Origin of the sequence: Streptomyces sp. NPDC017520 (assembly GCF_044329855.1) — a bacterium.
Lineage (GTDB): Bacteria > Actinomycetota > Actinomycetes > Streptomycetales > Streptomycetaceae > Streptomyces.
On the sequence record NZ_JBIRKB010000003.1, the window covers coordinates 86,537 to 112,697 of the forward strand.

Genomic DNA, 26,161 nt, shown 5'->3' on the forward strand with positions numbered 1-26,161 from the left:
ATGCCGACCCGGGGCCTATGCCGACCGGGTGTCCGATGCCGACCCGACCCGGGTGCCCGACTCCGGCCCGGGGTCGACGCGCGGCGTCGGGGTCGACGCGGCATCCAGGGACCGTGGCCTCAACGTTCGACGTGGTTCGACGTGTCTCGGGGCGGAAATGGCCCGAGGGCCCGATGCGGCAGCGCGTCTGGGGGTGTGAATGGTGCGGAGGGCGCCGCCAGGTGAAGAGGGCGACTCCGGGCGGCTGTGGCGTGAGGGATCCGGGCGGGGGTGCGGCGGCACCGATGTGCGGTACCGCCGCTGGCACGTCCGCCCAGTTACCAAGCGTCCTCGTAGTTTGCCCATCAGGTCGGGTACTTTGCCCGTCGCCTGGTGCGGCTGGCCCGTAATCGACGGGTCGACGTCGCGTGGGTGCTCGGCTTTCGTGCGCGGTCCGTGGGGCCGTTCTGCGTTACAGGTCATCCTCGCGGATGTCCTTGGTCTCGCGGGCCGTTAAATCCTTTGTACTCCAGGACCAGGGGAAGGGATACCCCTGGCCCCACTTCTTTACTTTTAGGTTCAATCAAGGGCGAATCGGACGAGGTGTGACTCCGGTGGAAGCGCCCTGCTCACCTGGCTGAGCCCCGCACCGTCTTACCCGGGCAGAGCGGCGCCGGCGGTACGCCGACGACTGGCGTACCAGACCAGTCCGGCGGTGAGGGCCGCCGCGCCGACCGCGGCCGCCGCCACGAGAGCGGGGCGGGGAGGCATCGAGAAGGCGGGAAGCCGCTGCTTGAGTCGGACCGGGCGGTTGAAGACGAGAATCGGCCACTCGCGGAGGGTCGCTTCGCGGCGCAGCGCGCGGTCGGGGTTGACCGCGTGCGGGTGGCCGACCGACTCCAACATCGGTACATCGGTCGCCGAGTCGCTGTAGGCGTAGCAGCGCGAAAGGTCGTACCCCTCCGAGACCGCGAGCGCCTTCACGGCCTCGGCCTTGGTCGGTCCGTAGGCGTAGTACTCGACCTCACCCGTGAAGCACCCGTCGTCACCGACGACCATGCGCGTGGCGACGACGCGGTCGGCGCCGAGCAATTCGCCGATGGGCTCGACGACTTCGGCGCCCGAGGTCGAAACGATGACTACATCGCGCCCCGCCGTGTGGTGCTCTTCGATGAGGGTGGCGGCCTCGTCGTAGATGATCGGGTCGATCAGGTCGTGCAGGGTCTCGGCGACGATCTCCTTGACCTGCTGGACGTTCCACCCCTTGCAGAGGGCGGAGAGGTATTCACGCATCCGCTCCATCTGGTCGTGATCTGCGCCCCCGGCGAGGAACACAAACTGTGCGTACGCAGTGCGCAGTACGGCGCGGCGGTTGATCAGTCCGCCTTGGTAGAAGGACTTGCTGAAGGTCAGCGTCGAAGACTTCGCAATGACCGTCTTGTCCAGGTCAAAGAAGGCTGCTGTGCGCGGCGAGAAGCAGTTTTCCACAACGCTGAGCATAGGGGCCCGCCATTCGGCGTAAACTCCGGCGCGTGGGTTTGCCTGAGAGGACCCTCGGGTACACCATGGAAGTCACGGATCGTTCGCGACCGTGCTAACCCGGTCCGACTCCTCCCCCCCCGAGTCGGCCGTGGGGACGACCCCCGCTCTCCCCCCCGGCGGGGGTCGTCGCATGTCCGGACGCGTTTTAGGGGTGGGAACCACCTGAGCCTCCCGTCTGGCCGTCCGTCGGCCTGATTGCGCGAGTCGGGTGTCGTGCGACTCGTCTCGTCACAGTGTGTAGCCAGAGGGCTGCGCTCCGGAAGTCGCTGGTTCGGGTTACGAAGTTATTCACAGTCTCGAAGTTGTCCACAGTTTTTCATCAAGATCCACATGATTTTCCGGGGTGCTGCACGTTGATTCCACCCGCGAAGTCCGCGGGTGCCGGAATCGCGCATCTCGGAACGCTCTGAGAACACCGCGAACCGCACTGAAGGGGCAGTGAGAAGGGGGCGGAGATCGTGACTGGATCCATCGCAGGAGAAGGAACGGCGGTCGACGGGGGCCAGCGCGGAGGCCCGCTGATCGTGACGGAGGACGTGGAACTGCTCGACGACCTGCTGCGGCTGTGCGCTGCGGCCGGAGCCGAGCCGGAAGTTCATCACGGGCCACCCGGGCACCGGGGCGGGTGGGAGCGGGCTCCGATGGTTCTGGTGGGAGACGACGCCGCCGCGCGTTGCCGCGGCGCCGGCCGCAGGAAGGGGGTGATGCTGGTGGGCCGGGACCAGGACGACCCCGACGTGTGGCGGCGGGCGGTGGAGATCGGGGCCGAATATGTGCTGCGCCTGCCCGATTCCGAGGCATGGCTCGTCGATCAGATCGCCAACGCCGCCGAAGGCGTGGGGAGGCCCGCTTTCACCGTCGGTGTGATGGGCGGCCGGGGCGGCTCCGGCGCATCTACGCTGGCCTGCGCCCTTGCCGTGAGTGCGGCGAGGTCCGGGAGGCGGACGATGCTGATCGACGCCGACCCGTTGGGCGGCGGGATCGACGTCCTGCTCGGCGGCAAACGGGCCGAAGGCATGCGGTGGCCGGATTTCGCGCAGTCGAAGGGCCGTCTCGGGGGTGGGGCCCTTGAGGATTCGCTGCCCGCCCTCCACGGGTTGCGGGTGCTGAGCTGGGGTCGGGACGACGAGGTGGTGATCCCGCCGCAGGCGATGCGTGCGGTGCTGGCCGCCGCGCGACGCCTCGGCGGGGTGGTGGTCGTGGACCTTCCGCGCAGGGTCGACGAGTCAGTCGCCGAAGCACTGGCCCAACTCGATCTCGGCCTGCTGGTGGTGCCAGGCGAACTGCGCGCGGTAGCAGCGGCCAGGCGCGTCGCGGCCACGGCCGGAATGGTGCTGGACGACCTGCGGGTGGTGCCCCGGGGGCCGTACGCGTCAGGGTTGGACGGGCGATGGGTCGCCCGGGCCATCGGCCTCCCGCTCGTCGGTGAACTCCCCTTGGAATCGGGCCTTCTGGCCTCCCAGGACGACGGCACCCCGCCCGGAGCCAGTGCCCGGGGGCCGCTGGCCCGGTTCTGTTCGGCCTTCTGGGAACAGGCAGCGGCAGCCGGTGACGCAAGCTCCGTGACCGGCCTGCCCGGGGGAGGGACAGCATGACGGACGAACTGCTCGACGCCGTACGCCAGCGGCTGGCACGCAGCGGTGCCGCTCCCACCCCGGCCGGCGTGGCCGCTGCTCTCAGGGCCCAGGGGCGGTTGCTGGGGGATGCCGAGGTGCTCGGGGCGGCGGCGGAGTTGCGCGGCGAACTCGTCGGCACGGGAGCACTGGAGCCGTTGCTCGCCGATCCGGAGGTGACCGATGTGCTGGTCTCCGCGCCGGACCGGGTGTGGGTGGACCGGGGCGGTGGGCTCCAGCTGACGGGCGTCACCTTCTCTGACGCGGCGGCGGTGCGGAGGCTGGCCCAGCGTCTCGCCGCGGCGGCGGGCAGGAGGCTGGACGACGCCCGTCCATGGGTGGACGCACGTCTGCCCGACGGCACACGGATGCACGCCGTGCTGCCCCCGGTGTCCGTGGGCTCGACCTGCCTCTCCCTGCGCGTGGTGCGACCACGGGCCTTCTCGCTGGCGGAGTTGGTGGACGCGGGCACAGTGCCGCCGGGCGGAGACCGGATCCTGCGGGCGCTCGTGGAAGCTCGGATCTCCTATGTGATCAGCGGCGGCACCGGAGCGGGCAAGACGACCTTCCTTGCCAGTCTGCTGGGCGCGGTCGGCCCGAACGAGCGGATCGTGCTCGCCGAGGACTCCGCCGAGCTGCGGCCGGACCATCCGCATGTGGTCCGTCTGGAGTGCCGTCCGGCCAATCAGGAGGGGGCGGGCCGGGTGACGTTGCGGGATCTGGTGCGGCAGGCACTGCGCATGCGGCCCGACCGGCTGGTGGTCGGTGAGGTGCGAGGAGCTGAGGTCACGCAGTTGCTGGCCGCCCTGAACACCGGACACGAAGGTGGGTGCGGCACCGTCCATGCCAATGCCGCCGAGCATGTTCCTGCCCGACTGGAGGCTCTGGGCACCGCTGCCGGGCTCGACCGGGTTGCGCTGCACAGCCAGTTGGCGGCCGCGCTCTCTGTGGTCGTGCATCTCGTGCGGGACCGCGCCGGGCAACGGCGAGTCGCCGAGGTGCACGTCCTGGAGCGGGACGCGGCGGGACTGGTCCTCACGGTTCCGGCCCTGAGCTGGGGTGTCGGCGGATTCGTTCCGCAGCGCGGGTGGGAACGTCTGCGGTCGCTGATCGGGGGTGCGCTGTGACGGGAACGACGTCCGCGTACGCGGCGCATGCGGTGGCTCTCTGCGCGGGTTCAGCGGTGTGGCTCGCGATGGTGCGGGATGCGGGCGTTCGGCGGGCGCGGGTGTTGTTCGTGGACGCTCCCGCCGAGTCGGGTCGGCCATGGAGCCGATGGCGGCCACACCTGCTCAAGACCCTGGGGCGTGTGAAGGAGTCGGCCCGGGGCCGTCGGGAGTGGTGGTGCGTTCCGGTCGCGGTGCTGCTTGCGGTGTCGGGGGATTCGGTGCTGCCGCTGGTCGCGGGGGCCGTGGCGGTCCCGTTGGCGCGTCGGTGGCTGCGGAGGCGGGCAGGAGCGCGGGAGGCGGAGCGGGCCGCGACCGCGGTGGCGGCGCTGTGCGGAGCCGTGGTCGGGGAGCTGCGGGCCGGCCGCGAGCCGGGACAGGCGTTGCTGGTCGCGCTGCGCGAAGGCCCGGCGGAGGCCGGCTCATCGGCGTCGCCCACTTCAGGCGGCCGACTGGGGGAGGCGGAGGCCGCAGTGCTGGCGGCGGCGCGGTTCGGCGGCGATGTGCCGGCGGCGCTGCGACAGGCGGCGGAGGGCCCGGGGCTGGGGGGCCTGTCCGGGATGGCCGCGTGCTGGCGCGTGGCCGTGGACGGCGGGGCCGGGCTGGCGACCGGGCTGGAGCGCCTGGAGGCGGCGCTGCGGGAGGACCGGCGCAGACGGGAGGAGCTACGTGCTCAACTGGCGGGAGCGTGGTCGACGGTCGTGGTCCTGGCACTGCTCCCGCTTGCGGGCCTGGGGCTGGGAGCCGCACTCGGCGCCGAACCCTTGCGTGTACTGCTGCACACCCCTGGCGGCCTGGCCTGCCTCGCTGTCGGGGGGTTCCTGGAGGCGGCCGGGCTGTACTGGGCCTGCCGGATCGTGCGCGGAGGGGAGACGGCGTGAACGTGGCGGACGGAGGAGTTCTCCACAGCCTGGGGATGTCGGCGGCGGTGGCGGGCATGGCGGCACAGCTGGTAGCCGTGATCGCCGCCGGATTGCGGAAGCGAGCGGTGCGCGGGCGGGGTGCGCTGCTGCTGGGGACGGCCACTGCGGCACGGCCCGGCAGGGGGAGCCGGCTGGTCGCACCGCTCCGGGCGAGCGGTGGTTCGGGCCTCTCCGAGTCCGCCCGGCGGTGGGCGGCCCCGGCCGGGGCATGGTTGGCCGGATGGATTCTGGTCGGTGGTGCGATGGGCTGCGCGGTCGGTTCGGCCGCGGCGTACGGGCTGTGGCGGTGGCGGAGAAACCGGCCCGTTGCTCGTCCGGGCGGTACCCATCGGGAGCGGGCCGTGATCGCCGGGCAGCTTCCGCTGGCCGCGGATCTGCTGGCGGCCTGTATCGCGGTCGGGGCAGGTCCCCGGGAGGCAGCCGCGGAGGTGGGCGAATCCATCGGCGGCCCGGTCGGTGATCGGCTCACCCGCACGGCCGCTGAGATCCGCCTCGGCGGCGAACCGGCCGAGGCGTGGGGTCGGTTCGGGGAGATACCGGGCGCCGGACCGCTGGCCCGCTGTCTGCACCGGGCGGGTTCGACGGGGGCCCCGGCCGCGGAGCCGGTTGCCAGGCTGGCCGAGTCGATGCGCGCCGAGCGAGCCGCTGCGGCGGTGGCACGGGCGCAACGGGCCGGGGTGCTGATCACGGCGCCGGTCGGCCTCTGCTTCCTCCCCGCCTTCCTGGCGGTCGGGGTGGCGCCGGTGATCATCGGCCTGGCCGGCGACCTGCTCTCGACCGGCCGCCCGGGCCGGTGAGGCTGCCCGGGCCGGTGGGGCTGCGCGGGCCGGTGGGGCTGCGCGGGCCGGTGGGGCTGCGCGGGCCGGTGGGGCTGCGCGGGCCGGTGGGGCTGCGCGGGCCGGTGGGGCTGCCGGGCTGGTGAGCCTGCCGGGCTTTCGCGGTCGACGCGACCTGGTGGCCATTCATTTTCACTGTCACTCACGGGTGTTCCCTTCGGGCGCCCGCTCGTCATCGATGCTCATCGGGGGATGAAATGGAAACGAAGTTCTGGGGCCGGGCCGTCGACGTTCTGCGCGGAGGCCGGCTGTCCGAGGGCGTGCCGGACCGGAGGGCGAAGTGGGCCGCACGGTGGGCGGGGCGGCTCGGCCGGTCCGACCGAGGGATGACCACGTCCGAGTACGCGGTGGGAACCATCGCAGCGTGCGCCTTCGCGGCGGTGCTCTACAAGGTGGTGAACAGCGGGCCCGTGCTGTCGGCGCTGCAGTCGCTGGTCGAGGACGCGCTCGATGCGAAATTCTGAGACCCCGCCGGGCCCCCGCCCGGGGGAGGAGCCCATGGCATGGGGCCACGGCCTCCCCCGGGGGCGCCGGCGGGGGCCGCAAGGGCGCCCGGCCATGCGTGGCGGTGGGCGCGGCGACCGGGGCGCTGTGACGGCGGAGGCGGCCGTGGTGATCCCGGTGCTGGTGGCCTTCACCACAGCGCTGCTCTGGGCGTTGATGCTGGTCTCGGACCAGATCCGCTGTGTGGACGCGGCGCGGGCGGGGGCACGGGCGGCGGCCCGCTCGGAGCCGGAGGCGGCGGTACGGGAAGCCGTCCGTGACGCGGCACCCCGCGGTGCCCGGGTCGAGGTGGGGCGGGCAGGAGACCTGTGGCGCGTCCGGGTGGAGGCCCCGGCCCCGGGGCCGGGCGGGCTGGCCCTGACGTTGAGCGCCGAGGCGGCCGCCCTGGCGGAGGACACGGTCGGGGGCTCCGGGCCGTGAGGGCGAGAGAAACGGAGACCTGGGGCCGGGGACTGGGGCGCTGGGCGGGTGTCGTCGGTGGGGCGGGTTCCCCGCGGTCGAGTCGGAGTGGTGCGGGGCGGGGCGGATCGGGTCGGGGCGGGGAGAAGGACGAGGGCGAGAGCGGGGACAGAGGTATGGGCCGGTGGATGAAGCGTGGCGCGGACCGGGGAGCGGGCCGGCGAAGGGATCGGATCGCGGCCTGGCTCGCAGCCCGGCTAGCAGCCCGGCGCGGGGGCCAGCGCGGGGGCCGGATCGAACGCCGGATCGCGAACCCGCGTGCGGGTCTTGGTGCGGACCGAGGTGTGGCGACGGTGTGGGTGGCTGTCACCGCGGCGAGTCTCTGCACCGTGTTCGCCGTGGTGCTGGCGCTGGGGCAGGCCGTGGCTGCTCGTCACCGGGCCGGTGGGGCCGCGGATCTGGCCGCCCTCGCGGCCGCGGACCGGGCGCTGGAAGGGACGGTGGCCGCTTGCGGGACGGCCCGGCGAGTGGCCCAGGCACAGGGGGCCGTGCTCATTCGCTGCGTGGTGCACGGGGAGATCGCTGATGTGACCGCCCGCTCGGGGTTCGGGCCCTACCTGCCCGCTGTCCGGGCTCGGGCCGGCCCTCCCGTAGGTCCTGGGGCCAGCTCTCCCGTCGGTCCTGGGGCCGGCCGTTCCGTCGGTCCTGGGGCCAGCTCTCCCGTCGGTCCTGGGGCCGGCCGTTCCGTCGGTCCTGGGGCCGGCCCTCCCACCGGTCCTGAGGCCGGCCGCTCCGTCCGTCCTGGGGCCGGACCTCCGGCCGATGGCCGGGCTATACCGGTTCGTCAGGTTCCGGGGGTGCAGCCTTGAGGAGTTCGGTGAGCAGGCGTACGGCTCCGCGTTTGTGCAGGGGCTCGTTGCCGTTGCCGCACTTGGGGGACTGGATGCAGGAGGGGCAGCCTGCCTCGCACTCGCAGGACGCGATGGCCTCCCGGGTCGCCGTCAGCCACGTACGGGCGGTGTGGAAGGCCCGCTCGGCGAATCCGGCTCCTCCTGGGTGGCCGTCGTAGACGAAGACCGTCGGCAGCAGGGTGTCGGGGTGCAGCGGTACGGACACGCCGCCGATGTCCCAGCGGTCGCAGGTGGCGAAGAGCGGCAGCAGGCCGATCGACGCGTGTTCGGCGGCATGCAGTGCGCCGCCGAGGATCTCCGGGTTGACGCGGGCCGCGTCGAGCTGGTCCTCGGTGACCGTCCACCACACGGCCCGGGTGCGCAGGGTACGGGGCGGCAGGTCGAGCTTCGTCTCGCCCAGTACTTCCCCGGTGATCAGCTTCCGGCGGAGGAAGGAGACGACCTGGTTGGTGACCTCGACGGAGCCGTAACAGAGCCGCCCCTGGCCCCAGGGGACCTCGGTGTCGGTCTCCAGGACGGTGATGGCCGTGGTGTCGCGGGCGACCGTCGAGTACGGCGGGTCGGCTTGTTCGACCAGGGCCACGGAGTCCTCCAGGTCCAGTCTCCGGACCAGGTGGGTGCGGCCCTGATGGAGATGGACGGCCCCCTCGTGGACGGCCGTGTGGGCGGCGGCCTCGTCGACGGTGCCCAGCAGGCGGCCGGTGCCCTCCTCGACGATCTGGACGGGTCGGCCGCCCCCGCCCCGGATGTCGGCCAGGTCGGCGGCCCGCTCCCGGCGGGTCCAGTGCCAGCCCGACGCCCGTCTGCGCAGCAGTTTCGCCGCCTCCAGCTGCGGCAGCAGCTCGGGCACGGCCGGGCCGAAGAGGGCGATGTCGGGCTCGGTCAGGGGTAGCTCGGCGGCCGCGGCGCAGAGGTGGGGGGCGAGGACGTAAGGGTTGTCCGGGTCCAGCACCGTCGACTCGACGGGCTGCTGGAACAGGGCCTCGGGGTGATGCACCAGGTACGTGTCCAGCGGGTCGTCCCGGGCCACGAGAACGGCCAGGGCGCCCTGTCCCGAGCGGCCGGCCCGGCCCGCCTGCTGCCAGAGGGACGCCCGTGTGCCCGGGTAGCCGGAGATGACGACCGCGCCGAGGCCGGAGACGTCGATGCCCAGCTCCAGGGCGGTGGTGGCCGCCAGACCGAGCAGCTCGCCGGAGTGCAGCGCCCGCTCCAGGGCCCGGCGCTCCTCGGGGAGGTAACCCCCGCGGTAGGCGGCGACCCGTTTCGGCAGCGAGCGGTCGACCTCCGCGAGGCGCTCCTTCGCGATCACCGAGATCAGTTCCGCGCCGCGCCGGGAGCGTACGAAGGCGACCGAGCGGACGCCCTGGAGGGTCAGGTCGGTGAGGAGGTCGGCGGTCTCGGCCGTCGCGGTACGGCGAACGGGTGCGCCCTTCTCGCCGTGCAGGTCGGTCAGCGGGGGCTCCCACAGGGCGAAGACCAGCTCACCGCGCGGGGAGGCGTCGTCGGACACCTCCCGGACCGGCAGACCCGTCAGACGCCCGGCTGCGACCGCGGGGTCGGCCGCCGTGGCCGAGGCGAGCAGGAAGACCGGATCGGCCCCGTAGCGGGCGCACAGACGGCGTAGACGGCGCAGGACCTGGGCGACGTGGGAGCCGAAGACGCCCCGGTAGGTGTGGCACTCGTCGATCACGACGTACCGCAGGGCGCGCAGGAAGGACGCCCAGCGGGGGTGGGAGGGCAGTATTCCGCGGTGCAGCATGTCGGGGTTGGTCAGGACGTAGTTCGCGTACTGCCGCACCCATTCGCGTTCCTCGACGGGGGTGTCGCCGTCGTAGACCGCGGGCCTGAAGGCGTTGCCGAGCGGGGCCGCGAGCGCCTTCACCGAGCGCCGCTGGTCGGCTGCCAGGGCCTTGGTGGGGGCGAGGTACAGGGCGGTGGCCCCGCGGCCGTTGGGGGCCTCCGAGCCGTCCAGGAGGGTGCTGAGGGCCGGTGCGAGGTACGCGAGGGACTTCCCGGAGGCCGTGCCGGTGGCGATCACGACCGACTCGCCGTCCAGCGCGTGTTCCGCCGCGGTCGCCTGATGGGCCCACGGATGGGCGATCCCGGCCTTTTCGATCGCCGAGATCACTTCTGGCCGGATGCGATCCGGCCAGATGGCATGGGTTCCCGATCGCGGGGGCAAGTGCTCCGTATGAGTGATGCGCGCGGCCCGGCCCGCCCCTGCGGCGAGCCGGTCGAGGATCATGGCGGGAGAGGGGCGCGAGCCCTCACTCTCGGGTGGTCGTCCGGGACGGTGATTCTTGGCCATCGGCACCGAGTGTGTCACTGGCGTGACGGACAATGGTCCCAAGGCGTCGTGCATGGCTGCTGGTAAGTGATTGAATGCCATCGCGGCTGGCGATCCGTCCCCTGGCCTCCGTCGGGGAGACCGAGGGGCGACCGCTCGATAGCAAGGTGCTGGAGGATCCGTGGACCTGTCCCTGTCGACTCGCAATGTGTCCGGGCCTGGTGGCGACCGTACGGTCGTCGAGGTCGGTGGCGAGATTGATGTGTATACCGCGCCCAAGCTGCGCGAGCAGTTGGTCGAGTTGGTGAATGACGGCAGCTACCACTTGGTTGTCGACATGGAAGGCGTCGATTTCCTCGACTCCACCGGCCTCGGCGTGCTCGTGGGCGGCTTGAAGCGTGTCCGGGCCCATGAGGGCTCGTTGCGCCTGGTCTGCAACCAGGAGCGCATTCTCAAGATCTTCCGGATCACGGGTCTGACCAAGGTGTTCCCGATTCACACCACGGTCGACGAGGCTGTCGCCGCCACCGACTGAGGTCGGAGCGGACCGGCCCCCGGGTCGGTCGGCAGGTAGTGAACAGGCCGGCAGCGGCAGCGCGTGGGCCGTGACGGGCAGGCGGCCGACCCTTGGGTCGGCTGTCGGCTTTGTCGGCTTCCGGAGGAGGAGAGCAGGGGTGCCGGGCGATGTGCCCGGGGCCTCTGAGGCGTACGCCCGAACGTTCGAGGGGGATGTCATGGCCACCGTTGAACTCCGCTTCAGCGCCCAGCCTGAACATGTCAGGACGGCCCGCCTGGTGGCGGCCGCCGTGGCGCGCAGGGCCGGTGTCGACGAGGCGGTGCTCGACGAGGTCAGGCTCGCCGTCGGGGAGGCGTGCAGCCGCGCGGTCGGGCTGCATCGCAGTCACGGCATCACCGAGCCGGTCAGCGTCGCGTTGACCGAGGAGGAGAAGACGTTCTCCATCGAGGTCGGGGACAGTGTTCCCGGCCCCGGCGGGGATCCCGCCTCGTCCGGGGCGCGCACCGGTTCCGGTGCCTCCGGAGCGGGACCGGACCGGCCCGTTCCCGAGATGGACGGCGAGGGCGAGGACGAGATGGGCCTTGCGGTCATCAGTGGTCTCGTCGACGACGTCGAGGTTCGCTCCGGTGCGGCCGGCGGAGTGATCCGCATGAGCTGGCCGACGGCCGACGCCGCGGTGCGCCCCTGAGGGCCTGTGCCCGCGCCTGAGGGGCCCTTGTACCCGCGTCTGAGGGGTTCCTTACCCGCGCCCGAACCTGCGCCTGCCTCTGTGCTCGCACACGTTGCTCGCGTGTGCCCGTGATTGCGCGGTCTGTGGCCCGTGCTCCGTGGCCCGTGCTCCGTGCCCCGGCACTGTTCGTGCCCGTGGCGCCGTTCCTGCGCCTCTGCGTGATTCCAGGTGCCGAGGTGCTGAGGTGCTGAGGTGTCGAGGCGCTGATGTGCTGAGGCGCTGATGTGCTGAGGTGCTGAGATCCGGCTTCCGGTCCCGCGCGTCGAGGATCGTGGGCGTTGAGCCGCGCGGGTGATGTTTCGTTTTTCCAGGCCCTGCTGATCAGGGCCTTTTTTTCTTGATGTCCCTCGCGTAATGCGCCTGCCTCATTACTGCATTCGAGGAGAATCTCTCGGCTGATCTTTGGGCGTTGGGGGGAGAGCGATCAATTCTCCTCCCGCCCACTGTTTTGATCAGGTCCCGCTCCCTACAATCCGTCCACGACTTGAGCGCTGAGCGTCAAGGAGGACGTATGGCGGAGTTCTTCACCACCCCAATGGCAGCACTGACGCAAGAATCCGCACTTTCCGACCGACCCGTCTCCCTCGCGGCGGCGGTACTCACCGACGGCAACCGGCTGATCGTCGTCGTGGTGGCGGTCGTCGCCGTCGCCGCGCTGATCGTCGCCCAGCTGCTCGTACGCCAGGTCCTGGCGGCCGGCGAGGGCACCGAACGCATGAAGGAGATCGCCGCGGCGGTCCAGGAGGGCGCGAACGCCTATCTGTCCCGACAACTGCGCACGGTCGGTGTCTTCTCCATCGTCGTGTTCTTCCTCTTGTTCCTGTTGCCGGCCGACAACTGGTCGCAGCGCGCGGGGCGTTCCCTCTTCTTCCTGGTGGGTGCGCTTTTCTCCGCGGCGACCGGATACATCGGCATGCGGCTCGCCGTGCGGAGCAATGTGCGGGTGGCCGCAGCCGCCCGTGAGGCGACGCCGGCGGAAGGCGAGCCGGAAAAGGATCTCACCGCCGTCTCGCACAAAGCGATGAAGATCGCTTTCCGTACCGGTGGCGTGGTCGGAATGATCACGGTGGGACTCGGCCTGCTCGGGGCCTCCTGCGTGGTGCTCGTCTATGCCGCCGACGCGCCCAAGGTGCTGGAGGGGTTCGGTCTCGGCGCGGCGCTGATCGCCATGTTCATGAGGGTTGGCGGCGGGATCTTCACCAAGGCCGCGGATGTCGGGGCCGACCTGGTGGGCAAGGTGGAGCAGGGCATTCCGGAGGACGATCCGCGCAACGCCGCCACCATCGCCGACAACGTGGGCGACAACGTCGGTGACTGCGCGGGCATGGCCGCCGACCTCTTCGAGTCGTACGCCGTGACGCTCGTCGCGGCGCTCATCCTCGGTACGGCCGCGTTCGGCGACTCCGGTCTCGCCTTCCCCCTGATGGTGCCGGCGATCGGCGTCGTCACCGCGATGATCGGGATCTTCGCGGTGGCCCCGCGTCGCGCCGACCGCAGCGGCATGACCGCGATCAACCGCGGCTTCTTCATCTCCGCGGTGGTCTCGCTCGCCCTGGTGGCCGTCGCCGCCTTCACCTATCTGCCCTCCTCGTACGCCGAGCTGGACGGGGTCTCCGACGAGGCGATCGCCGGGCACGGTGGCGATCCGCGGATCTTCGCCCTGGTCGCGGTGGCCATCGGCATCGTCCTGGCCGCGCTCATCCAGCAGCTCACCGGCTACTTCACCGAGACCAATCGCCGCCCGGTCCGGGACATCGGGAAATCCTCGCTCACCGGCCCGGCCACCGTGGTGCTGGCCGGCATCTCCATCGGCCTGGAATCGGCCGTGTACACCGCGCTGCTGATCAGCCTGGGCGTCTACGGGGCGTTCCTGCTGGGCGGTACGTCGATCATGCTGGCTCTCTTCGCGGTCGCGCTCGCCGGGACGGGGCTCCTCACCACGGTGGGCGTCATCGTGGCCATGGACACCTTCGGACCGGTCTCGGACAACGCTCAGGGCATCGCCGAGATGTCCGGGGACGTCACGGGGGCCGGCGCCCAGGTCCTCACCGACCTGGACGCGGTCGGCAACACGACCAAAGCCATCACCAAAGGCATCGCCATCGCCACCGCCGTACTCGCTGCGGCGGCGCTCTTCGGGTCCTACCGCGACGCCATCGCCACCGCGGTGGACGAGGTCGGGGCCGGGGCGGGTGAGTTGGGGCTGAGCCTGGACATCTCGCAGCCCAACAACCTCGTCGGCCTGATCCTGGGCGCCGCGGTCGTCTTCCTGTTCTCCGGGCTGGCCATCAACGCCGTCTCCCGGTCCGCCGGGGCCGTGGTCTACGAGGTCAGGCGGCAGTTCCGCGAGCACCCCGGGATCATGGACTACTCGGAGAAGCCCGAGTACGGGCGCGTCGTCGACATCTGCACGCGCGACGCCCTGCGTGAACTGGCCACACCGGGGCTGCTCGCGGTCCTGGCGCCGATCGCGGTCGGCTTCACCCTCGGCGTCGGCGCCCTCGGCTCGTACCTCGCCGGCGCGATCGCCACGGGCACGCTGATGGCCGTGTTCCTCGCCAACTCCGGAGGCGCCTGGGACAACGCCAAGAAACTCGTCGAGGACGGCCACCATGGCGGGAAGGGCAGCGAGGCCCATGCCGCGACCGTCATCGGCGACACGGTCGGCGACCCGTTCAAGGACACGGCGGGTCCGGCGATCAACCCGCTGCTCAAGGTGATGAACCTGGTCGCGCTGCTCATCGCTCCGGCGATCGTGCAATTCAGCTACGGAGCGGACACCAACCCCTGGGTGCGGGCGCTGGTGGCGGTCGTCGCCATTGGGATCATCGTCGTCGCGGTCTACGTCTCCAAGCGGCGCGGCATCGCCGTGGGCGACGACGACGCCTCGGGAGACGGTGGTCCGTCGGTCCCCGCGTCGGACCCAGCGGCGGCCCCATGAGCCTTGCGTAGCGAGAGCGTGCCGGGCGCGCGCCTCTGTGTGACGTGTGGTCAAGAGGGGGGCGGACAGCGGGTGCTGACGCGTCGTCCGCCCCGCCTCTGTTACGTCCCGCTTCTTCTCTGCCGCCCGCTGCCCCTCCCACGTCCCTTCTCACGTCCCTTCCGTTTCCGTCCGGTGTCGTCTGTGTCTGTGTCTGTGTCTGTGTTCGTGTCCGTGTCGAGGGGGCGATGGAGCCGATGATCGGGAGCAGCCTTTCGGATGAGCGGCCGATCGTGCGTCCGATTCTTGAGGTGAGTGGCATCTCCCTCATTTCCCTTGGTGCAAATGGCTTCAAAAGCATGCACACCGGATGACCGGCACCCGGCTGTCGTCCCCTCGGCGTGTAAGTTCCGGGGCCGAGAGCCTTGGAAGGGACCAATCCGGTGAACAAGAAGCTTGCAGCCGCACTGTCCGGCGGTGCGGTACTCGTACTGACGCTGTCGGGCTGCAGCGACGACAGCGACAACAAGGTCAACGACTGGGCCAAGAAGGTCTGCGACCAGGTTCAGCCGCAACTGCAGAAGATCGCCAACGCCAACGCCTCCATCCAGCAGCAGACCGCGGACAACAGCAAGCCCGCGGACGTCCAGAAGACGGACTCGGCCGCCTTCCAGCAGATCTCCCAGGCGTACAAGGCGCTGGGCACCGCCGTGGACTCGGCCGGTCCGCCGCCGGTCGAGGACGGCGAGACCACGCAGAAGGAAGCGGTCAAGGAGCTCAACGCCTCCTCCAAGGCGTACGCCGACCTCAAGACCGAGGTCGACGCGCTCGACACCAAGGACCAGGCGAAGTTCGCCGACGGGCTGAAGGGCATCGCCGACGAGCTGAACAAGATCAGCACCAGCGGTGACCAGGCTCTGAAGAAGCTTCAGTCCGGTGAGGTCGGCGTCGCGATGTCGAAGCAGAAGGGCTGCCAGAAGCCGACTGCCTCGACCGGCCCCTCCGGCTCTGCGGCGGCCGGCTCCGACGTGTCCCCGGCGGGCACGGACACAGACAAGAACGACTCGACGGAGAAGGACTCGACGGAGAAGGACTCCGCTGACAAGGACTCCGCGGAGAAGAAGGGCTGAGCGCCGTTCTTGCGGCCCGGACACCCGGTGGGTGCCCGGGCCGCTGCCGTTGTCGGTGGGAGCGGACACAATGGGTGGGTGAGTAAGAGCAGCCTTCCCGCACCCGACCACGCCGCCGCCCTCCGTGAGGCCCTGCTCGCCGCGGACTTCACCGCGGACGGGCTCCTCGAACGCCTCGGCGCGCCCGCCTATGCCGCCCTCGCCCGCAGCGAGACGGTCCCCGCCCTGCGGGCCACCCGGGGTGACACCCCGCTCGACACGCTGGTGCGGCTGTTCCTGCTGCAGCGTCCCGTCGCCGAGGAGCAGGTACGTGCCGCCCTGCCTCTCGCCGAGTGCGTCGAGGACGGCTGGGTGAGCCACGCCGACGGGACGGTCCGTGCGGGCGTCGACGTAAGGCCGTACGGGGGGCCGGACGGCGAGGACTGGTTCATCGTGTCCGACCTCGGATGCGCGGTCGGTGGTGCGGGAGGGATCGGCTCGCGCGAGGAGGGCGTCGTCCTCGGGGTCGGGGGGGCCTCCACCACCCTCGCCGGGATCACCGTCCGGACGCCGGTCGCCTCGGCCCTCGACCTCGGTACGGGCTCCGGCATCCAGGCGCTGCACGCCGCCCAGCACGCGAGCCGGGTCACCGCCACCGACGTCAACCCCCGTGCCCTGGAGTTCACCCGGCTCACCCTCGCCCTGTCCGGCGCCGCCCCCGCCGACCTGCGCGAGGGCTCCCTCTTCGAACCGGTGGGCTCCGACACGTTCGACCTGATCGTCTCCAACCCGCCCTTCGTCATCTCGCCCGGCGCCCGCCTCACCTATCGGGACGGCGGCATGGGCGGCGACGACCTGTGCCGGGCGCTGGTGCAGCAGTCCGGGGCCCATCTGAACGAGGGGGGCTACGCCCAGTTCCTCGCCAACTGGCAGCACGTGGAGGGCGAGGAATGGCAGGACAGGCTGCGCTCCTGGGTGCCGTACGGCTGTGATGCCTGGATCGTCCAGCGCGAGGTCCAGGACGTCACGCAGTACGCCGAGCTGTGGCTGCGGGACAGCGGCGACCACCGCAGCGACCCCGCCGAGTACACCGAGCGGTACGAGGCGTGGCTCGACGAGTTCGAGGCGCGGGGCGCCACGGCCGTGGGGTTCGGCTGGATCACCCTGCGTAGATCCGCCGCGGCGGAGGCCGGGAACCCCTCGATCGTGATCGAGGAGTGGCCGCACGCGGTGCGGCAGCCGCTCGGGCAGGCCGTCCAGGAGCACTTCGCCCGCCAGGACTACCTCCGCGACCAGGACGACGCGGCGCTGCTCGCGGGGCACTTCGTCCTCGCCGCCGAGGTCGTGCAGGAGCAGGTCGGCCTGCCGGGTGCGGAGGATCCCGAGCATGTGGTGCTGCGTCAGCACCACGGCATGATGCGGGCGACCAAGGTCGACGCGGTGGCCGCCGGGTTCGCGGGCGTGTGCGACGGCTCGCTGCCCGCCGGGCGGATCCTGGACGCCATCGCGCAGTTGATGGCGGAGGACCCGGTGCTCCTGCGCGACCGCACCCCGCAGGCGATCCGGTTGCTGGTCGAGGAGGGCTTCCTGGAACCGGCGCCCGGCGTCGTTCCGCGAGGCCAGTAGGACGCGGGGTGCGTGAGGGCCTCGGCGAGCGCGGAGTGCCTGGAGGGCGCGGCGAGCGCGGAGTGTGTCGAGGGCGCCGAGGGTGCGGCGGCCGGCGAACCGGAGGTCGTCTCCGTACGACGGTGTGAGCTGGAGGCCGTGTCCGTAGGACAGTGACCGCGGCCGCCTTCCGGTACGGGGCGGGAGGGCTCGCCGGTGGGGCGGTGCCGCCCTTGTCACCAGTGTGTTCCTGCTGCGCGCGCTCTCCGGCGCGACCGGGCCGTGCGTTCCGGTCGAACGATCGCTGTGCCGTAAAGGGCCGGTCCGAGTCCGGTACGCATCCCGCCCGAGTCCGGCCCGAGTCCGGTACGAATCCCACCCGCATCCCGCCCGAGTCCGGTTCGAACCCGGCCCGAGTCCGGCCCGAGTCCGGCCCGAGTCCGGTTCGAGTCCGGTCCGTATGCGATTCGTACGCGGCCGATGGGGTTCCGCTGGTCGGCGGGGGAGTGCTGTTCACCCGGGGTTCGTGTGGTCGATGCCCCGGGGTGACAACCTCCCCGTGCCGGGCCGCGGAGGTCCGGCTCCGGGACCGGCCGGCCCGCCCCGGGTGGTTCGCCACGACGGTCCAGGAGTACGACATGGAGAGCGTCTCAGCAGTCTTCGCCGGTACGGCCCTGGCGCTGTTCGGCGCCGCCCTCCTGGTCTGGACAGGGGCGCGAGCCCTGCATCGCGCGCCGGTCGCGCACGGTGTGAGCCCCGTCGCCTCCACCGCACTCACGACGCTCTTCGGCGTAGTCTTCCTCGGCCTCGGCGTGTGGTGCTTCACGCTCGTCTGATCCCCGCCCCCGGCAGTGCGGCGCCCGGGCCGACAGGTTGCCCGGCGGACACCGCGACCACCTCCGAAAAGGCACTGGCCAAGCCGCCGTGCGGCGCGGACCCGGCGGTCCGGGCGGCAGGAATGGCGGAAGTCGGGTTACCGTTCGAGTGGCCGTTGCGGGCTTTTGCCGTTTGACACGGGGGCGGGTTGTACCGTCACACTCCGCAGCGACAGCACCGCGGGCAGCGTCATGATGCTGCCCGGATGCCCATCGAGTGTCGACCGGAGAGAAGAGCGAAGTTGTCCCCGACCAGCGAGACCGCACAGGGCGGCCGCCGACTCGTCATCGTCGAGTCGCCTGCCAAGGCGAAGACGATCAAGGGCTATCTCGGCCCCGGATACGTCGTCGAGGCGAGCGTCGGGCACATCCGCGACCTCCCGAACGGCGCGGCCGAGGTCCCGGACGAGTACACCGGCGAGGTACGCCGCCTCGGGGTGGACGTCGAACACGACTTCCAGCCCATCTATGTCGTCAACGCCGACAAGAAGGCCCAGGTCAGGAAGCTCAAGCAGCTGCTGGCCGAATCCGACGAGCTCTTTCTCGCCACCGATGAGGACCGCGAGGGCGAAGCCATCGCGTGGCACCTCCAGGAAGTGCTCAGGCCCAAGGTCCCGGTCCACCGGATGGTCTTCCACGAGATCACCAAGGACGCGATCCGGGCCGCCGTCGCCAACCCGCGCGAGCTCAACCAGCGCATGGTCGACGCCCAGGAGACCCGCCGCATCCTCGACCGCCTCTACGGCTACGAGGTCTCGCCGGTCCTGTGGAAGAAGGTCATGCCGAAGCTCTCGGCGGGCCGCGTCCAGTCGGTCGCCACCCGGCTCGTCGTCGAGCGGGAGCGCGAGCGCATCGCCTTCCGCTCCGCCGAGTACTGGGACCTGACCGGAAAGTTCGCCACCGGCCGCACCGGTGACGCCTCCGACCCCTCGACTCTCACCGCCCGCCTCAGCGCGGTCGACGGCCGCCGGATCGCCCAGGGCCGCGATTTCGGCCCGGACGGGCAGCTGAAGGCCGGCTCCGCCCAGACCCTGCACCTGGACGAGACGAACGCCCGCGCCCTGGCCGCCGCGCTCGCCGACTCCTCCTTCGCGGTCCGGTCCGTCGAGTCGAAGCCGTACCGCCGCTCTCCGTACGCGCCCTTCCGGACCACGACCCTCCAGCAGGAGGCGAGCCGCAAGCTGGGCTTCGGAGCGAAGGCGACCATGCAGGTGGCGCAGAAGCTGTACGAGAACGGCTTCATCACCTATATGCGTACGGACTCCACGACCCTCTCGGACACCGCGATCTCCGCGGCCCGGGCCCAGGTCACGCAGTTGTACGGGGCGAACTACCTCCCCGAGAAGCCGCGTACGTACGCCGGGAAGGTCAAGAACGCGCAGGAGGCGCACGAGGCGATCCGCCCCTCAGGCGACCGCTTCCGCACCCCCGCCGAGACCGGCCTCACCGGCGACCAGTTCCGGCTCTACGAGCTGATCTGGAAGCGGACCGTCGCCTCCCAGATGAAGGACGCGACCGGCAACTCCGTCACCGTAAAGATCGGCGGCCGGGCGAGCGACGGCCGGGACGCCGAGTTCTCCGCCTCGGGCAAGACGATCACCTTCCACGGCTTCATGAAGGCGTACGTCGAGGGTGCCGACGACCCGAACGCCGAGCTGGACGACCGCGAGCGCCGGCTGCCGCAGGTGGCCGAGGGCGACGCGCTGTCCGCCGAGGAGGTCACGGTCGACGGGCACGCCACCAAGCCCCCGGCCCGTTACACCGAGGCCTCGCTGGTCAAGGAGCTGGAAGAGCGCGAGATCGGCCGCCCGTCGACGTACGCCTCGATCATCGGGACCATTCTCGACCGCGGCTACGTCTTCAAGAAGGGCACGGCGCTCGTCCCGTCCTTCCTGTCCTTCGCCGTGGTCAACCTGCTGGAGAAGCACTTCGGCCGGCTCGTCGACTACGACTTCACCGCCCGTATGGAGGACGACCTCGACCGCATCTCGCGGGGCGAGGCCCAGTCCGTGCCGTGGCTCAAGCGCTTCTACTTCGGCGCCCAGCCCGGTGACGACATCGCGGGAGTCGGCGCGGCCTCCGACGCGGGCAACGGCGACGGCGACCACCTCGGCGGCCTGAAGGCACTGGTCACCGACCTCGGCGCGATCGACGCCCGGGAGATTTCCTCCTTCCCGGTCGGCAACGACATCAAGCTCCGCGTCGGCCGCTACGGTCCGTACATCGAGCGGGGCGAGAAGGACGCCGAGGGCCACCAGCGGGCCGACGTCCCCGAGGACCTGGCACCCGACGAGCTGACCGTCGAGCTCGCCGAGGAGCTGCTGGCGAAGCCCAGCGGCGACTTCGAGCTGGGCGCCGACCCGGTCAGCGGCAACCAGATCATCGCCAAGGACGGCCGCTACGGCCCGTACGTCACCGAGGTGCTGCCCGAGGGGACGCCGAAGACCGGCAAGAACGCGGTGAAGCCGCGGACCGCCTCCCTCTTCAAGTCCATGTCCCTGGACACGGTCACCCTCGCCGACGCCCTCAAGCTGATGTCGCTGCCGCGCGTCGTCGGCGAGGACGCCGAGGGCGTCGAGATCACCGCGCAGAACGGCCGCTACGGCCCGTATCTGAAGAAGGGCACCGACTCACGGTCGTTGACCTCCGAGGACCAGCTCTTCGACATCACCCTCGAAGAGGCCCTCGCGATCTACGCCCAGCCCAAGCAGCGCGGTCGGGCCGCTGCCAAGCCGCCGCTCAAGGAGCTGGGCACCGACCCGGTCAGCGGTGCGCCGGTCGTGGTGAAGGACGGCCGCTTCGGCGCGTACGTCACGGACGGCGAGACCAACGCGACGCTGCGGACCGACGACAGCGTCGAGGACATCACGCCGGAACGCGGCTACGAGCTGCTCGCCGAGAAGCGCGCCAAGGGGCCCGCGAAGAAGAAGACGGCCAAGAAGGCCCCGGCGAAGAAGGCGACGGCCAAGAAGACGGCCGCGAAGAAGACGACGGCCACCACCAAGACCACGGCCGCCAAGAAGACCGCGGCGAAGAAGACGACGACGGCCAAGAAGGCGACGACTGCCAAGACGGCTGCCAAGAAGACGACGGCGACGGCGAAGAAGACGGCTTCGGCCTCCTCCTCCGCCTCCGCCCCGTCGGACGACTGACCGCGCAGTCGCGTCGGACGACTGACCGCGCCGCCCCGTCGGACGGCTGACCTCGCCGTCGCGCGGATCGTATCCAGCCGCCCGGTACCTCGATCCCTGTGATCCAGGTGCCGGGCGGTGGTGCGTCGGCGTGCGGGGTGGTGGTGCGCAAGGGGGCCGGCGGCGGCGGCGGTGCGCAAGAGGGTCTCGCGCACCATGGCCTGAAGTTGTCTGCGTCCATATGTTCGGACGGGCCGACGTTCACCGCACCGCTGCCGATAGGCTGGGCGGATGACGCGAGCCGAGCAGCCAACGGTCGTGAGCCCCACCTCCGACACACTTGCCGCAGACTCACGCGAGCGCGCCGTACGGGCCCTGTTGCGTATTCCCCCGCTGAAGCGGTTGTGGAGCGCCCAGCTCGTCGGCGGTATCGGCGATGCACTCGCCCTTCTCGTGCTGGTGCTGCTGTCGCTGCAAGCGGCGGTCCTTGAGGGCTCATTCGGTACCGGATACCGCGGGGCGGCCTTCGCCGTCGCCGCCGTCTTCGGTGCCCGGATCCTTTCCACCCTGTTCTTCGGAGCCGTACTCCTGGGGCCCTTGACGTCCCTCACGGGGCCCGGCGGAAAGCTGGACCGGCGATGGCTGATGATCGGGGTGGACGGGTTGCGCCTGGCGCTCCTGGTCGTCGCCCCGCTGTGGATCGACTGGACGCCCGACAAGGCGCTCATGATGATCCTCATCACCGTCTTCGTGACCGGCGCCGGTGAGCGCCTGTGGGCCGTGGCCAAGGACAGCGCCGCCCCGGCGCTGCTGCCCGCCCCGCCCCTCGAAGGCGCGGCCGTACGCCCCCTGCCCGACCACCTCGACGCCCTGCGCCGCCTTTCGCTGCGTACGAACTTCCTCGCCGTGCCCGCCGCCGCGCTGGTCCTGCTGGCCGCCACGCTGGTCGGCAACCTCCTCGGGTCGGGCCTGGAGTGGTTCTCCTTCCACCAGGCGGCCCTGGGGTCCTACGTAGCGGCCGGGTTCTTCTCGGCCTCCATCTCCACCCTGTACTTCCTTCGGTTCCCGGCCACGCAGACGCCCCGGCCGCGCTCCCCGCTGGAGGGGCTGCGCCGCCCCGCCACCGGCAACGGACCCGACAAGGGCCGCACCGGCGCGGTCCCCCTGCTGGTCGCGGTCTGCGCGGCCCTCGCCGGAGCCGCGGCCGCGGCCGCCGCCGTCTCCGTACTGCACGCCCACGACCTCGGGGGCGGGCCCGCGACGTTCGCGCTGCTGGTCCTCGGACTGACCGGTGGCACCGCTCTCGGCATCCGCACCGCGCGCCATGTGCTGCCCACCCTGTCGCGCCGCCGTCTGCTGGCGCTGGCCGTCATGGTCACCGGCCTCGCGCTCCTCGCGCTCGGCCTGGTGCCGGACACCGCGACCGGGATCGCCATCGCCCTGCTCGCCGGTTACGCCGCCGGGGTCGCCGCGAACACCGGGCACACCCTGATCGACCAGGAGACCGAGGCGTTCCGGCAGGCCCGGACCACCGAGCACCTCCAGGCCGTCGTCCGGGTGCTCGTCGCGCTCGGCGTGGTCGCGGGCCCCCTGCTGGCCGCCGCGATCGGGCGGCACCGCCTGGTCGCCGGCGACTTCGTCTTCGCCCACGGCGGGGCCGCGTTCACCCTGATGCTGCTCGGCGCGCTGCTGTTGCCCGTCGCCGCCCTCGTCCTCGCCAAGACGGACGACCGGGCGGGCGTGCCGCTGCGCCGGGACCTGCGCGAGGCGCTGCGCGGCGGCGACCCGGCGGTCGCACCCGCGGCCACCGGCTTCTTCCTCGTCCTGGAGGGCGGCGACGGAGCGGGCAAGTCCACTCAGGTCGAGGCGCTCGCCGACTGGATCCGGTCCAAGGGCCACGAGGTCGTCGTGACCCGCGAGCCCGGGGCGACCCCGGTCGGCAAGCGGCTGCGGTCGATCCTGCTCGACGTGTCCTCCGCCGGCCTGTCCAACCGGGCCGAGGCCCTGCTGTACGCCGCCGACCGCGCCGAGCACGTCGACTCCGTCGTCCGCCCGGCGCTGGAGCGCGGCGCGATCGTCATCTCCGACCGTTACATCGACTCCTCCGTCGCCTACCAGGGCGCCGGCCGGGACCTGGCCCCGACCGAGATCGCCCGGATCTCGCGGTGGGCGACGAGTGGCCTCGTACCGCACCTGACGGTGCTGCTCGACGTCGACCCGGCGACCGCGCGGGAGCGGTTCACCGAGGCGCCGGACCGGCTGGAGTCGGAGCCGGCCGAATTCCACGAGCGGGTGCGGTCCGGGTTCCTGACCCTGGCCGCCGCCGATCCGACCCGCTATCTGGTGGTGGACGCCGGCCAGGAGCCGGAGTCGATCACCACCGTCGTACGTCACCGGCTCGACCAACTCCTCCCGCTCTCCGAGGCCGAGATCGAGGCCATCGAGGAGGCGCGCCGCCAGGCCATCGAGGAGGCCCGGCGCAAGGCGGAGGAAGAGGCCGCCCGCAAGGCCGAGGAGGAGCGCCTGGAGAAGGAGCGCCAGGAGCAGCTCGCCCGGCTGCGCGCCGAGGAGGAGGAGCGCAAGCAGCGCGAGCTGGAGGAGGCCCGCCGCCGCGAGGCCGAGCGCCAGGCGGAGGAGGCCAGGCAGCGCGCCGAGGAGGCCCGCCGCCGCGCCGAGGAGGACCGGCTCCGGCTGGAGGCCGAGGAGCGGGTCCGCGAGGCCGAGCAGGAACGCCTGCGCAAGCAGGCCGAGGAGGAGGCCCGACTCCGCAAGGAGGCCGAGGCGCAGCGGCTGGAGAAGCAGCGCAGGGCCGAAGAGGCCCTGATGCGCGCGGAGGAGGCCCGCCGCCGGGCGGAGGCCGAAGCCGCAGCCCGTACGGAGGCGGCGCGCGCCGAGGCCGAGCGGGCGGAGGCCCAGCGGGCGGAGGAGGCGCGGGCGTCCCGTGACTCCCGTGACTTCCGAGACTCCGGTGACTCCGGTGACTCCGGTGACTTCCGAGACTCCCGTAACTCCCGTGACTCCCGTGACTCCCGTGACTCCCGTACGGAGACGTCCTCGCGGTCGTCGTCGCCCTCGTGGTCGGAAGGCCCGTCCGTTCCGGAGAACGAGCTCACGGTGCCCACACCCATCGTGAACCCGAACGAGATCACGCAGCCGGTCCCGGCGGTTCGGCCGGAGGACGACGACCGTCCTTCCGGATCCGGTACGGGTATGGGTACGGGTGCACGTTCAGGACCCGCTTCCGGGGACGACGAGACGGCGATGCTGCCGCGCTTCTCGGACCGGCGGCCGGAGGACCAGCCGGTGGACCAGCGGCCGGCGGACCGGCGACAGGCCCGGGACGCGGACGAGACGGCCGTGCTGCCGCCGGTCTCCGCTGATCGGCCCTCCGACCGGGTGCCCCAGGGGTTCTTCCGGGACGAGAACCAGGCGACCTCGCCCGCGGAGAGCGAGAACGAGCGCACCCGGGAACTGCCGCAGGTCGAGGACCCGAACGCCGGAGAGACGCCCGACCGGCAGCAGGGCCGCCGCAAGCGCCCCCGCCCGGACTGGGCGGAGGAGACTCCGCTGGACGATCTGCCGACCCTGGCGGACGAGCTGCTCGGGGGCCACGAGGACGACGGCCCCGCGGGCCGGGGACGTCGCCCGCGCGGCTGACACCCCCGGCGCCGACGCTGAAGTCCCGGCCCGTCCGTCCCTCCGGGGGCGGGCGGGCCGGACTGTCAGTGGCGTCCCCCACAATGGAGAGCGGCGAGACGGACAGCGCACCGCGCCCCTCCCGCGTACCGCCCGCAGACGTCCCGCAGAACGACGCTGAACGCTCAACGCCAACGCCACCGCTGCGCCACACCACACCACAGCACGGCACGACACCACCGGAAGGGCGGTGACCCATGACCGTATGGGACGACCTGGTCGGACAGATCCGCGTGCAGGAACAGCTCGCCGCCGCCGCCAAGGACGCCGACGCCCTGGTCACCGCCGTGTCCGACGGCAAGCCGCTGGACCAGGGCTCGAAGATGACGCACGCCTGGCTGTTCACCGGACCGCCCGGCTCCGGCCGGTCCACGGCGGCCCGGGCCTTCGCCGCCGCGCTCCAGTGCACGAGCCCGGACCGGGCGCTGGGCGGCGCTCCCGGCTGCGGTTTCTGCGACGGCTGCCACACCAGCCTGATCGGCACGCACGCCGACGTCCAGATCATCCGTACGGACCTCCTCTCCATCGGCGTGAAGGAGACCCGCGACCTGGTCCGGCGTGCCCAGCTCTCCCCGGCGGTCGGCCGCTGGCAGGTCATCGTGATGGAGGACGCGGACCGCCTCACCGAGGGCGCGGGCAACGTCCTGCTGAAGGCCGTCGAGGAGCCCGCGCCGCGCACGGTCTGGATGCTCTGCGCCCCCTCGCTCGAAGACGTCCTGCCCACGATCCGTTCCCGTTGCCGGCACCTCACCCTGAGCACCCCGCCGGTGGAGGCGGTGGCCGACGTCCTGATCCGCCGCGACGGCGTCGACCCCGAGCGGGCGCACTCCGCGGCGCGCGCCACCCAGGGGCACATCGGCCGGGCCCGCCGTCTCGCGACGGACGAGCGGGCGCGGGCGCGGCGGGCGGCGGTGCTGAAGGTTCCGCTGCGGGTCGCCGACGTCGGGGGGTGCCTCAAGGCGGCCCAGGAGCTGATCGACACGGCCACCGACGACGCCAAGCAGCTGGCGGAGGAGGTCGATGTGAAGGAGACCGAGGACCTCAAGGCGGCGCTCGGCGGGGTGGCCGGGGGCCGGATGCCGCGCGGTACGGCGGGGGCGATGAAGGAGCTGGAGGACAAGCAGAAGCGCCGCAAGACGCGTACGCAGCGGGACAGCCTCGATCTGGCGCTGACCGAGCTCACCGGGTTCTACCGCGATGTGCTGGCGATCCAGCTCGGTTCGAAGCTGGCGATCGCCAACGTCGATGTGCAGGACTCCCTCGACCGGATCGCGGAGTCCTCGACGCCCGCGCAGACCCTGCGCAGGATCGAGTCGGTGATCGCCTGCCGCGAGGCGATGGACCGCAACGTGGCGCCGCTGCTCGCGGTGGAGGCGATGACGATGGCGCTGCGGGCGGGCTGAAGGCTTCCACGCCTG

The 26,161-nt window shown here is 71.8% G+C and carries 20 protein-coding genes; 18 read left to right on the top strand and 2 right to left on the bottom strand.

Features of this window, described 5'->3' with window-relative positions; translation table 11 throughout:
- Window positions 1-633: 633 nt before the first annotated feature.
- Window positions 634-1,479, bottom strand: a complete 846-nt coding sequence (locus ACH4KB_RS08155) for an HAD family hydrolase (RefSeq protein WP_398064825.1) — start codon at window positions 1,477-1,479, stop codon at window positions 634-636.
- Between the two features lie 500 nt (window positions 1,480-1,979).
- On the opposite strand from ACH4KB_RS08155, the gene ssd reads away from it, so the two are divergent.
- The 8 genes from ssd to ACH4KB_RS08195 all read left to right on the top strand — a co-directional run bounded on the left by ssd (window position 1,980) and on the right by ACH4KB_RS08195 (window position 7,831).
- A complete protein-coding gene (gene ssd / locus ACH4KB_RS08160) occupies window positions 1,980-3,116 on the top strand; it encodes a septum site-determining protein Ssd (protein ID WP_398064826.1) in 1,137 nt (378 codons plus the stop codon).
- Window positions 3,113-4,261: a TadA family conjugal transfer-associated ATPase gene (locus tag ACH4KB_RS08165; RefSeq protein ID WP_398064828.1), complete on the top strand. Its 1,149-nt coding sequence runs from the start codon at window positions 3,113-3,115 to the stop codon at window positions 4,259-4,261. The genes ssd and ACH4KB_RS08165 overlap by 4 nt, the downstream gene beginning before the upstream one ends.
- Window positions 4,258-5,181: a type II secretion system F family protein gene (locus ACH4KB_RS08170; RefSeq protein ID WP_398064830.1), complete on the top strand. Its 924-nt coding sequence runs from the start codon at window positions 4,258-4,260 to the stop codon at window positions 5,179-5,181. The genes ACH4KB_RS08165 and ACH4KB_RS08170 overlap by 4 nt, the downstream gene beginning before the upstream one ends.
- On the top strand, window positions 5,178-6,020 hold the full coding sequence (locus ACH4KB_RS08175; RefSeq protein WP_398064832.1) for a type II secretion system F family protein: 843 nt from the start codon (window positions 5,178-5,180) through the stop codon (window positions 6,018-6,020). Before ACH4KB_RS08170 ends, ACH4KB_RS08175 begins: the two co-directional genes overlap by 4 nt.
- Window positions 6,017-6,145, top strand: coding sequence for a hypothetical protein (locus tag ACH4KB_RS08180; protein WP_398064834.1), 129 nt, complete (start codon window positions 6,017-6,019; stop codon window positions 6,143-6,145). The genes ACH4KB_RS08175 and ACH4KB_RS08180 overlap by 4 nt, the downstream gene beginning before the upstream one ends.
- 111 nt (window positions 6,146-6,256) lie before the next feature.
- Complete coding sequence (locus ACH4KB_RS08185; protein WP_398064836.1) at window positions 6,257-6,523, top strand: DUF4244 domain-containing protein; 267 nt, start codon at window positions 6,257-6,259, stop codon at window positions 6,521-6,523.
- 94 nt (window positions 6,524-6,617) lie between these two features.
- The gene (locus ACH4KB_RS08190) at window positions 6,618-6,983 is read left to right on the top strand and encodes a TadE family type IV pilus minor pilin (RefSeq protein ID WP_398064838.1); all 366 of its coding nucleotides are present in this window, start codon (window positions 6,618-6,620) and stop codon (window positions 6,981-6,983) included.
- 167 nt (window positions 6,984-7,150) lie between these two features.
- Window positions 7,151-7,831: an Rv3654c family TadE-like protein gene (locus ACH4KB_RS08195; RefSeq protein ID WP_398064840.1), complete on the top strand. Its 681-nt coding sequence runs from the start codon at window positions 7,151-7,153 to the stop codon at window positions 7,829-7,831.
- Here the strand turns inward: ACH4KB_RS08195 and ACH4KB_RS08200 are convergent.
- Window positions 7,794-10,262, bottom strand: a complete 2,469-nt coding sequence (locus ACH4KB_RS08200; protein WP_398064842.1) for a DEAD/DEAH box helicase — start codon at window positions 10,260-10,262, stop codon at window positions 7,794-7,796. The two genes, ACH4KB_RS08195 and ACH4KB_RS08200, sit on opposite strands and share 38 nt — an antisense overlap.
- A gap of 79 nt (window positions 10,263-10,341) precedes the next feature.
- Here ACH4KB_RS08200 and ACH4KB_RS08205 point away from each other — a divergent pair, with 79 nt between their 5' ends.
- From ACH4KB_RS08205 to ACH4KB_RS08250, 10 genes are all read left to right on the top strand, one after another.
- Window positions 10,342-10,695, top strand: coding sequence for an STAS domain-containing protein (locus ACH4KB_RS08205; RefSeq protein ID WP_003967428.1), 354 nt, complete (start codon window positions 10,342-10,344; stop codon window positions 10,693-10,695).
- A 199-nt stretch (window positions 10,696-10,894) separates the two neighbouring features.
- On the top strand, window positions 10,895-11,365 hold the full coding sequence (locus ACH4KB_RS08210) for an ATP-binding protein (protein ID WP_398064844.1): 471 nt from the start codon (window positions 10,895-10,897) through the stop codon (window positions 11,363-11,365).
- A 553-nt stretch (window positions 11,366-11,918) separates the two neighbouring features.
- Window positions 11,919-14,348 (top strand): sodium-translocating pyrophosphatase, encoded by a 2,430-nt coding sequence (locus tag ACH4KB_RS08215; protein WP_398064846.1) that lies wholly within the window; start codon window positions 11,919-11,921, stop codon window positions 14,346-14,348.
- 422 nt (window positions 14,349-14,770) lie between these two features.
- The gene (locus ACH4KB_RS08220) at window positions 14,771-15,457 is read left to right on the top strand and encodes a small secreted protein (RefSeq protein ID WP_398064849.1); all 687 of its coding nucleotides are present in this window, start codon (window positions 14,771-14,773) and stop codon (window positions 15,455-15,457) included.
- A 78-nt stretch (window positions 15,458-15,535) separates the two neighbouring features.
- Window positions 15,536-17,062: a methyltransferase gene (locus ACH4KB_RS08225; protein WP_398064852.1), complete on the top strand. Its 1,527-nt coding sequence runs from the start codon at window positions 15,536-15,538 to the stop codon at window positions 17,060-17,062.
- A 12-nt stretch (window positions 17,063-17,074) separates the two neighbouring features.
- Window positions 17,075-17,218 (top strand): hypothetical protein, encoded by a 144-nt coding sequence (locus ACH4KB_RS08230; protein ID WP_398064854.1) that lies wholly within the window; start codon window positions 17,075-17,077, stop codon window positions 17,216-17,218.
- A gap of 461 nt (window positions 17,219-17,679) precedes the next feature.
- Window positions 17,680-17,877: a hypothetical protein gene (locus ACH4KB_RS08235; RefSeq protein ID WP_398064856.1), complete on the top strand. Its 198-nt coding sequence runs from the start codon at window positions 17,680-17,682 to the stop codon at window positions 17,875-17,877.
- A 281-nt stretch (window positions 17,878-18,158) separates the two neighbouring features.
- On the top strand, window positions 18,159-21,068 hold the full coding sequence (gene topA, locus ACH4KB_RS08240; protein WP_398064858.1) for a type I DNA topoisomerase: 2,910 nt from the start codon (window positions 18,159-18,161) through the stop codon (window positions 21,066-21,068).
- A 270-nt stretch (window positions 21,069-21,338) separates the two neighbouring features.
- Window positions 21,339-24,704, top strand: coding sequence for a dTMP kinase (gene tmk / locus ACH4KB_RS08245; RefSeq protein WP_398064860.1), 3,366 nt, complete (start codon window positions 21,339-21,341; stop codon window positions 24,702-24,704).
- A gap of 236 nt (window positions 24,705-24,940) precedes the next feature.
- Window positions 24,941-26,146, top strand: coding sequence for a DNA polymerase III subunit delta' (locus ACH4KB_RS08250; RefSeq protein ID WP_398064862.1), 1,206 nt, complete (start codon window positions 24,941-24,943; stop codon window positions 26,144-26,146).
- Window positions 26,147-26,161: the final 15 nt, after the last annotated feature.

Bases quoted from the DNA above. Each gene is read 5' to 3' on its own strand.
- ACH4KB_RS08155 (WP_398064825.1), bottom strand. From the start codon at position 1,479: ATGCTCAGCGTTGTGGAAAACTGCTTCTCGCCGCGCACAGCAGCCTTC.
- ACH4KB_RS08165 (WP_398064828.1), top strand. From the start codon at position 3,113: ATGACGGACGAACTGCTCGACGCCGTACGCCAGCGGCTGGCACGCAGC.
- ACH4KB_RS08185 (WP_398064836.1), top strand. From the start codon at position 6,257: ATGGAAACGAAGTTCTGGGGCCGGGCCGTCGACGTTCTGCGCGGAGGC.
- ACH4KB_RS08190 (WP_398064838.1), top strand. From the start codon at position 6,618: ATGCGTGGCGGTGGGCGCGGCGACCGGGGCGCTGTGACGGCGGAGGCG.
- ACH4KB_RS08195 (WP_398064840.1), top strand. From the start codon at position 7,151: ATGAAGCGTGGCGCGGACCGGGGAGCGGGCCGGCGAAGGGATCGGATC.
- ACH4KB_RS08200 (WP_398064842.1), bottom strand. From the start codon at position 10,262: ATGGCATTCAATCACTTACCAGCAGCCATGCACGACGCCTTGGGACCA.
- ACH4KB_RS08210 (WP_398064844.1), top strand. From the start codon at position 10,895: ATGGCCACCGTTGAACTCCGCTTCAGCGCCCAGCCTGAACATGTCAGG.
- ACH4KB_RS08215 (WP_398064846.1), top strand. From the start codon at position 11,919: ATGGCGGAGTTCTTCACCACCCCAATGGCAGCACTGACGCAAGAATCC.
- ACH4KB_RS08235 (WP_398064856.1), top strand. From the start codon at position 17,680: ATGGAGAGCGTCTCAGCAGTCTTCGCCGGTACGGCCCTGGCGCTGTTC.
- tmk (WP_398064860.1), top strand. From the start codon at position 21,339: ATGACGCGAGCCGAGCAGCCAACGGTCGTGAGCCCCACCTCCGACACA.
- ACH4KB_RS08250 (WP_398064862.1), top strand. From the start codon at position 24,941: ATGACCGTATGGGACGACCTGGTCGGACAGATCCGCGTGCAGGAACAG.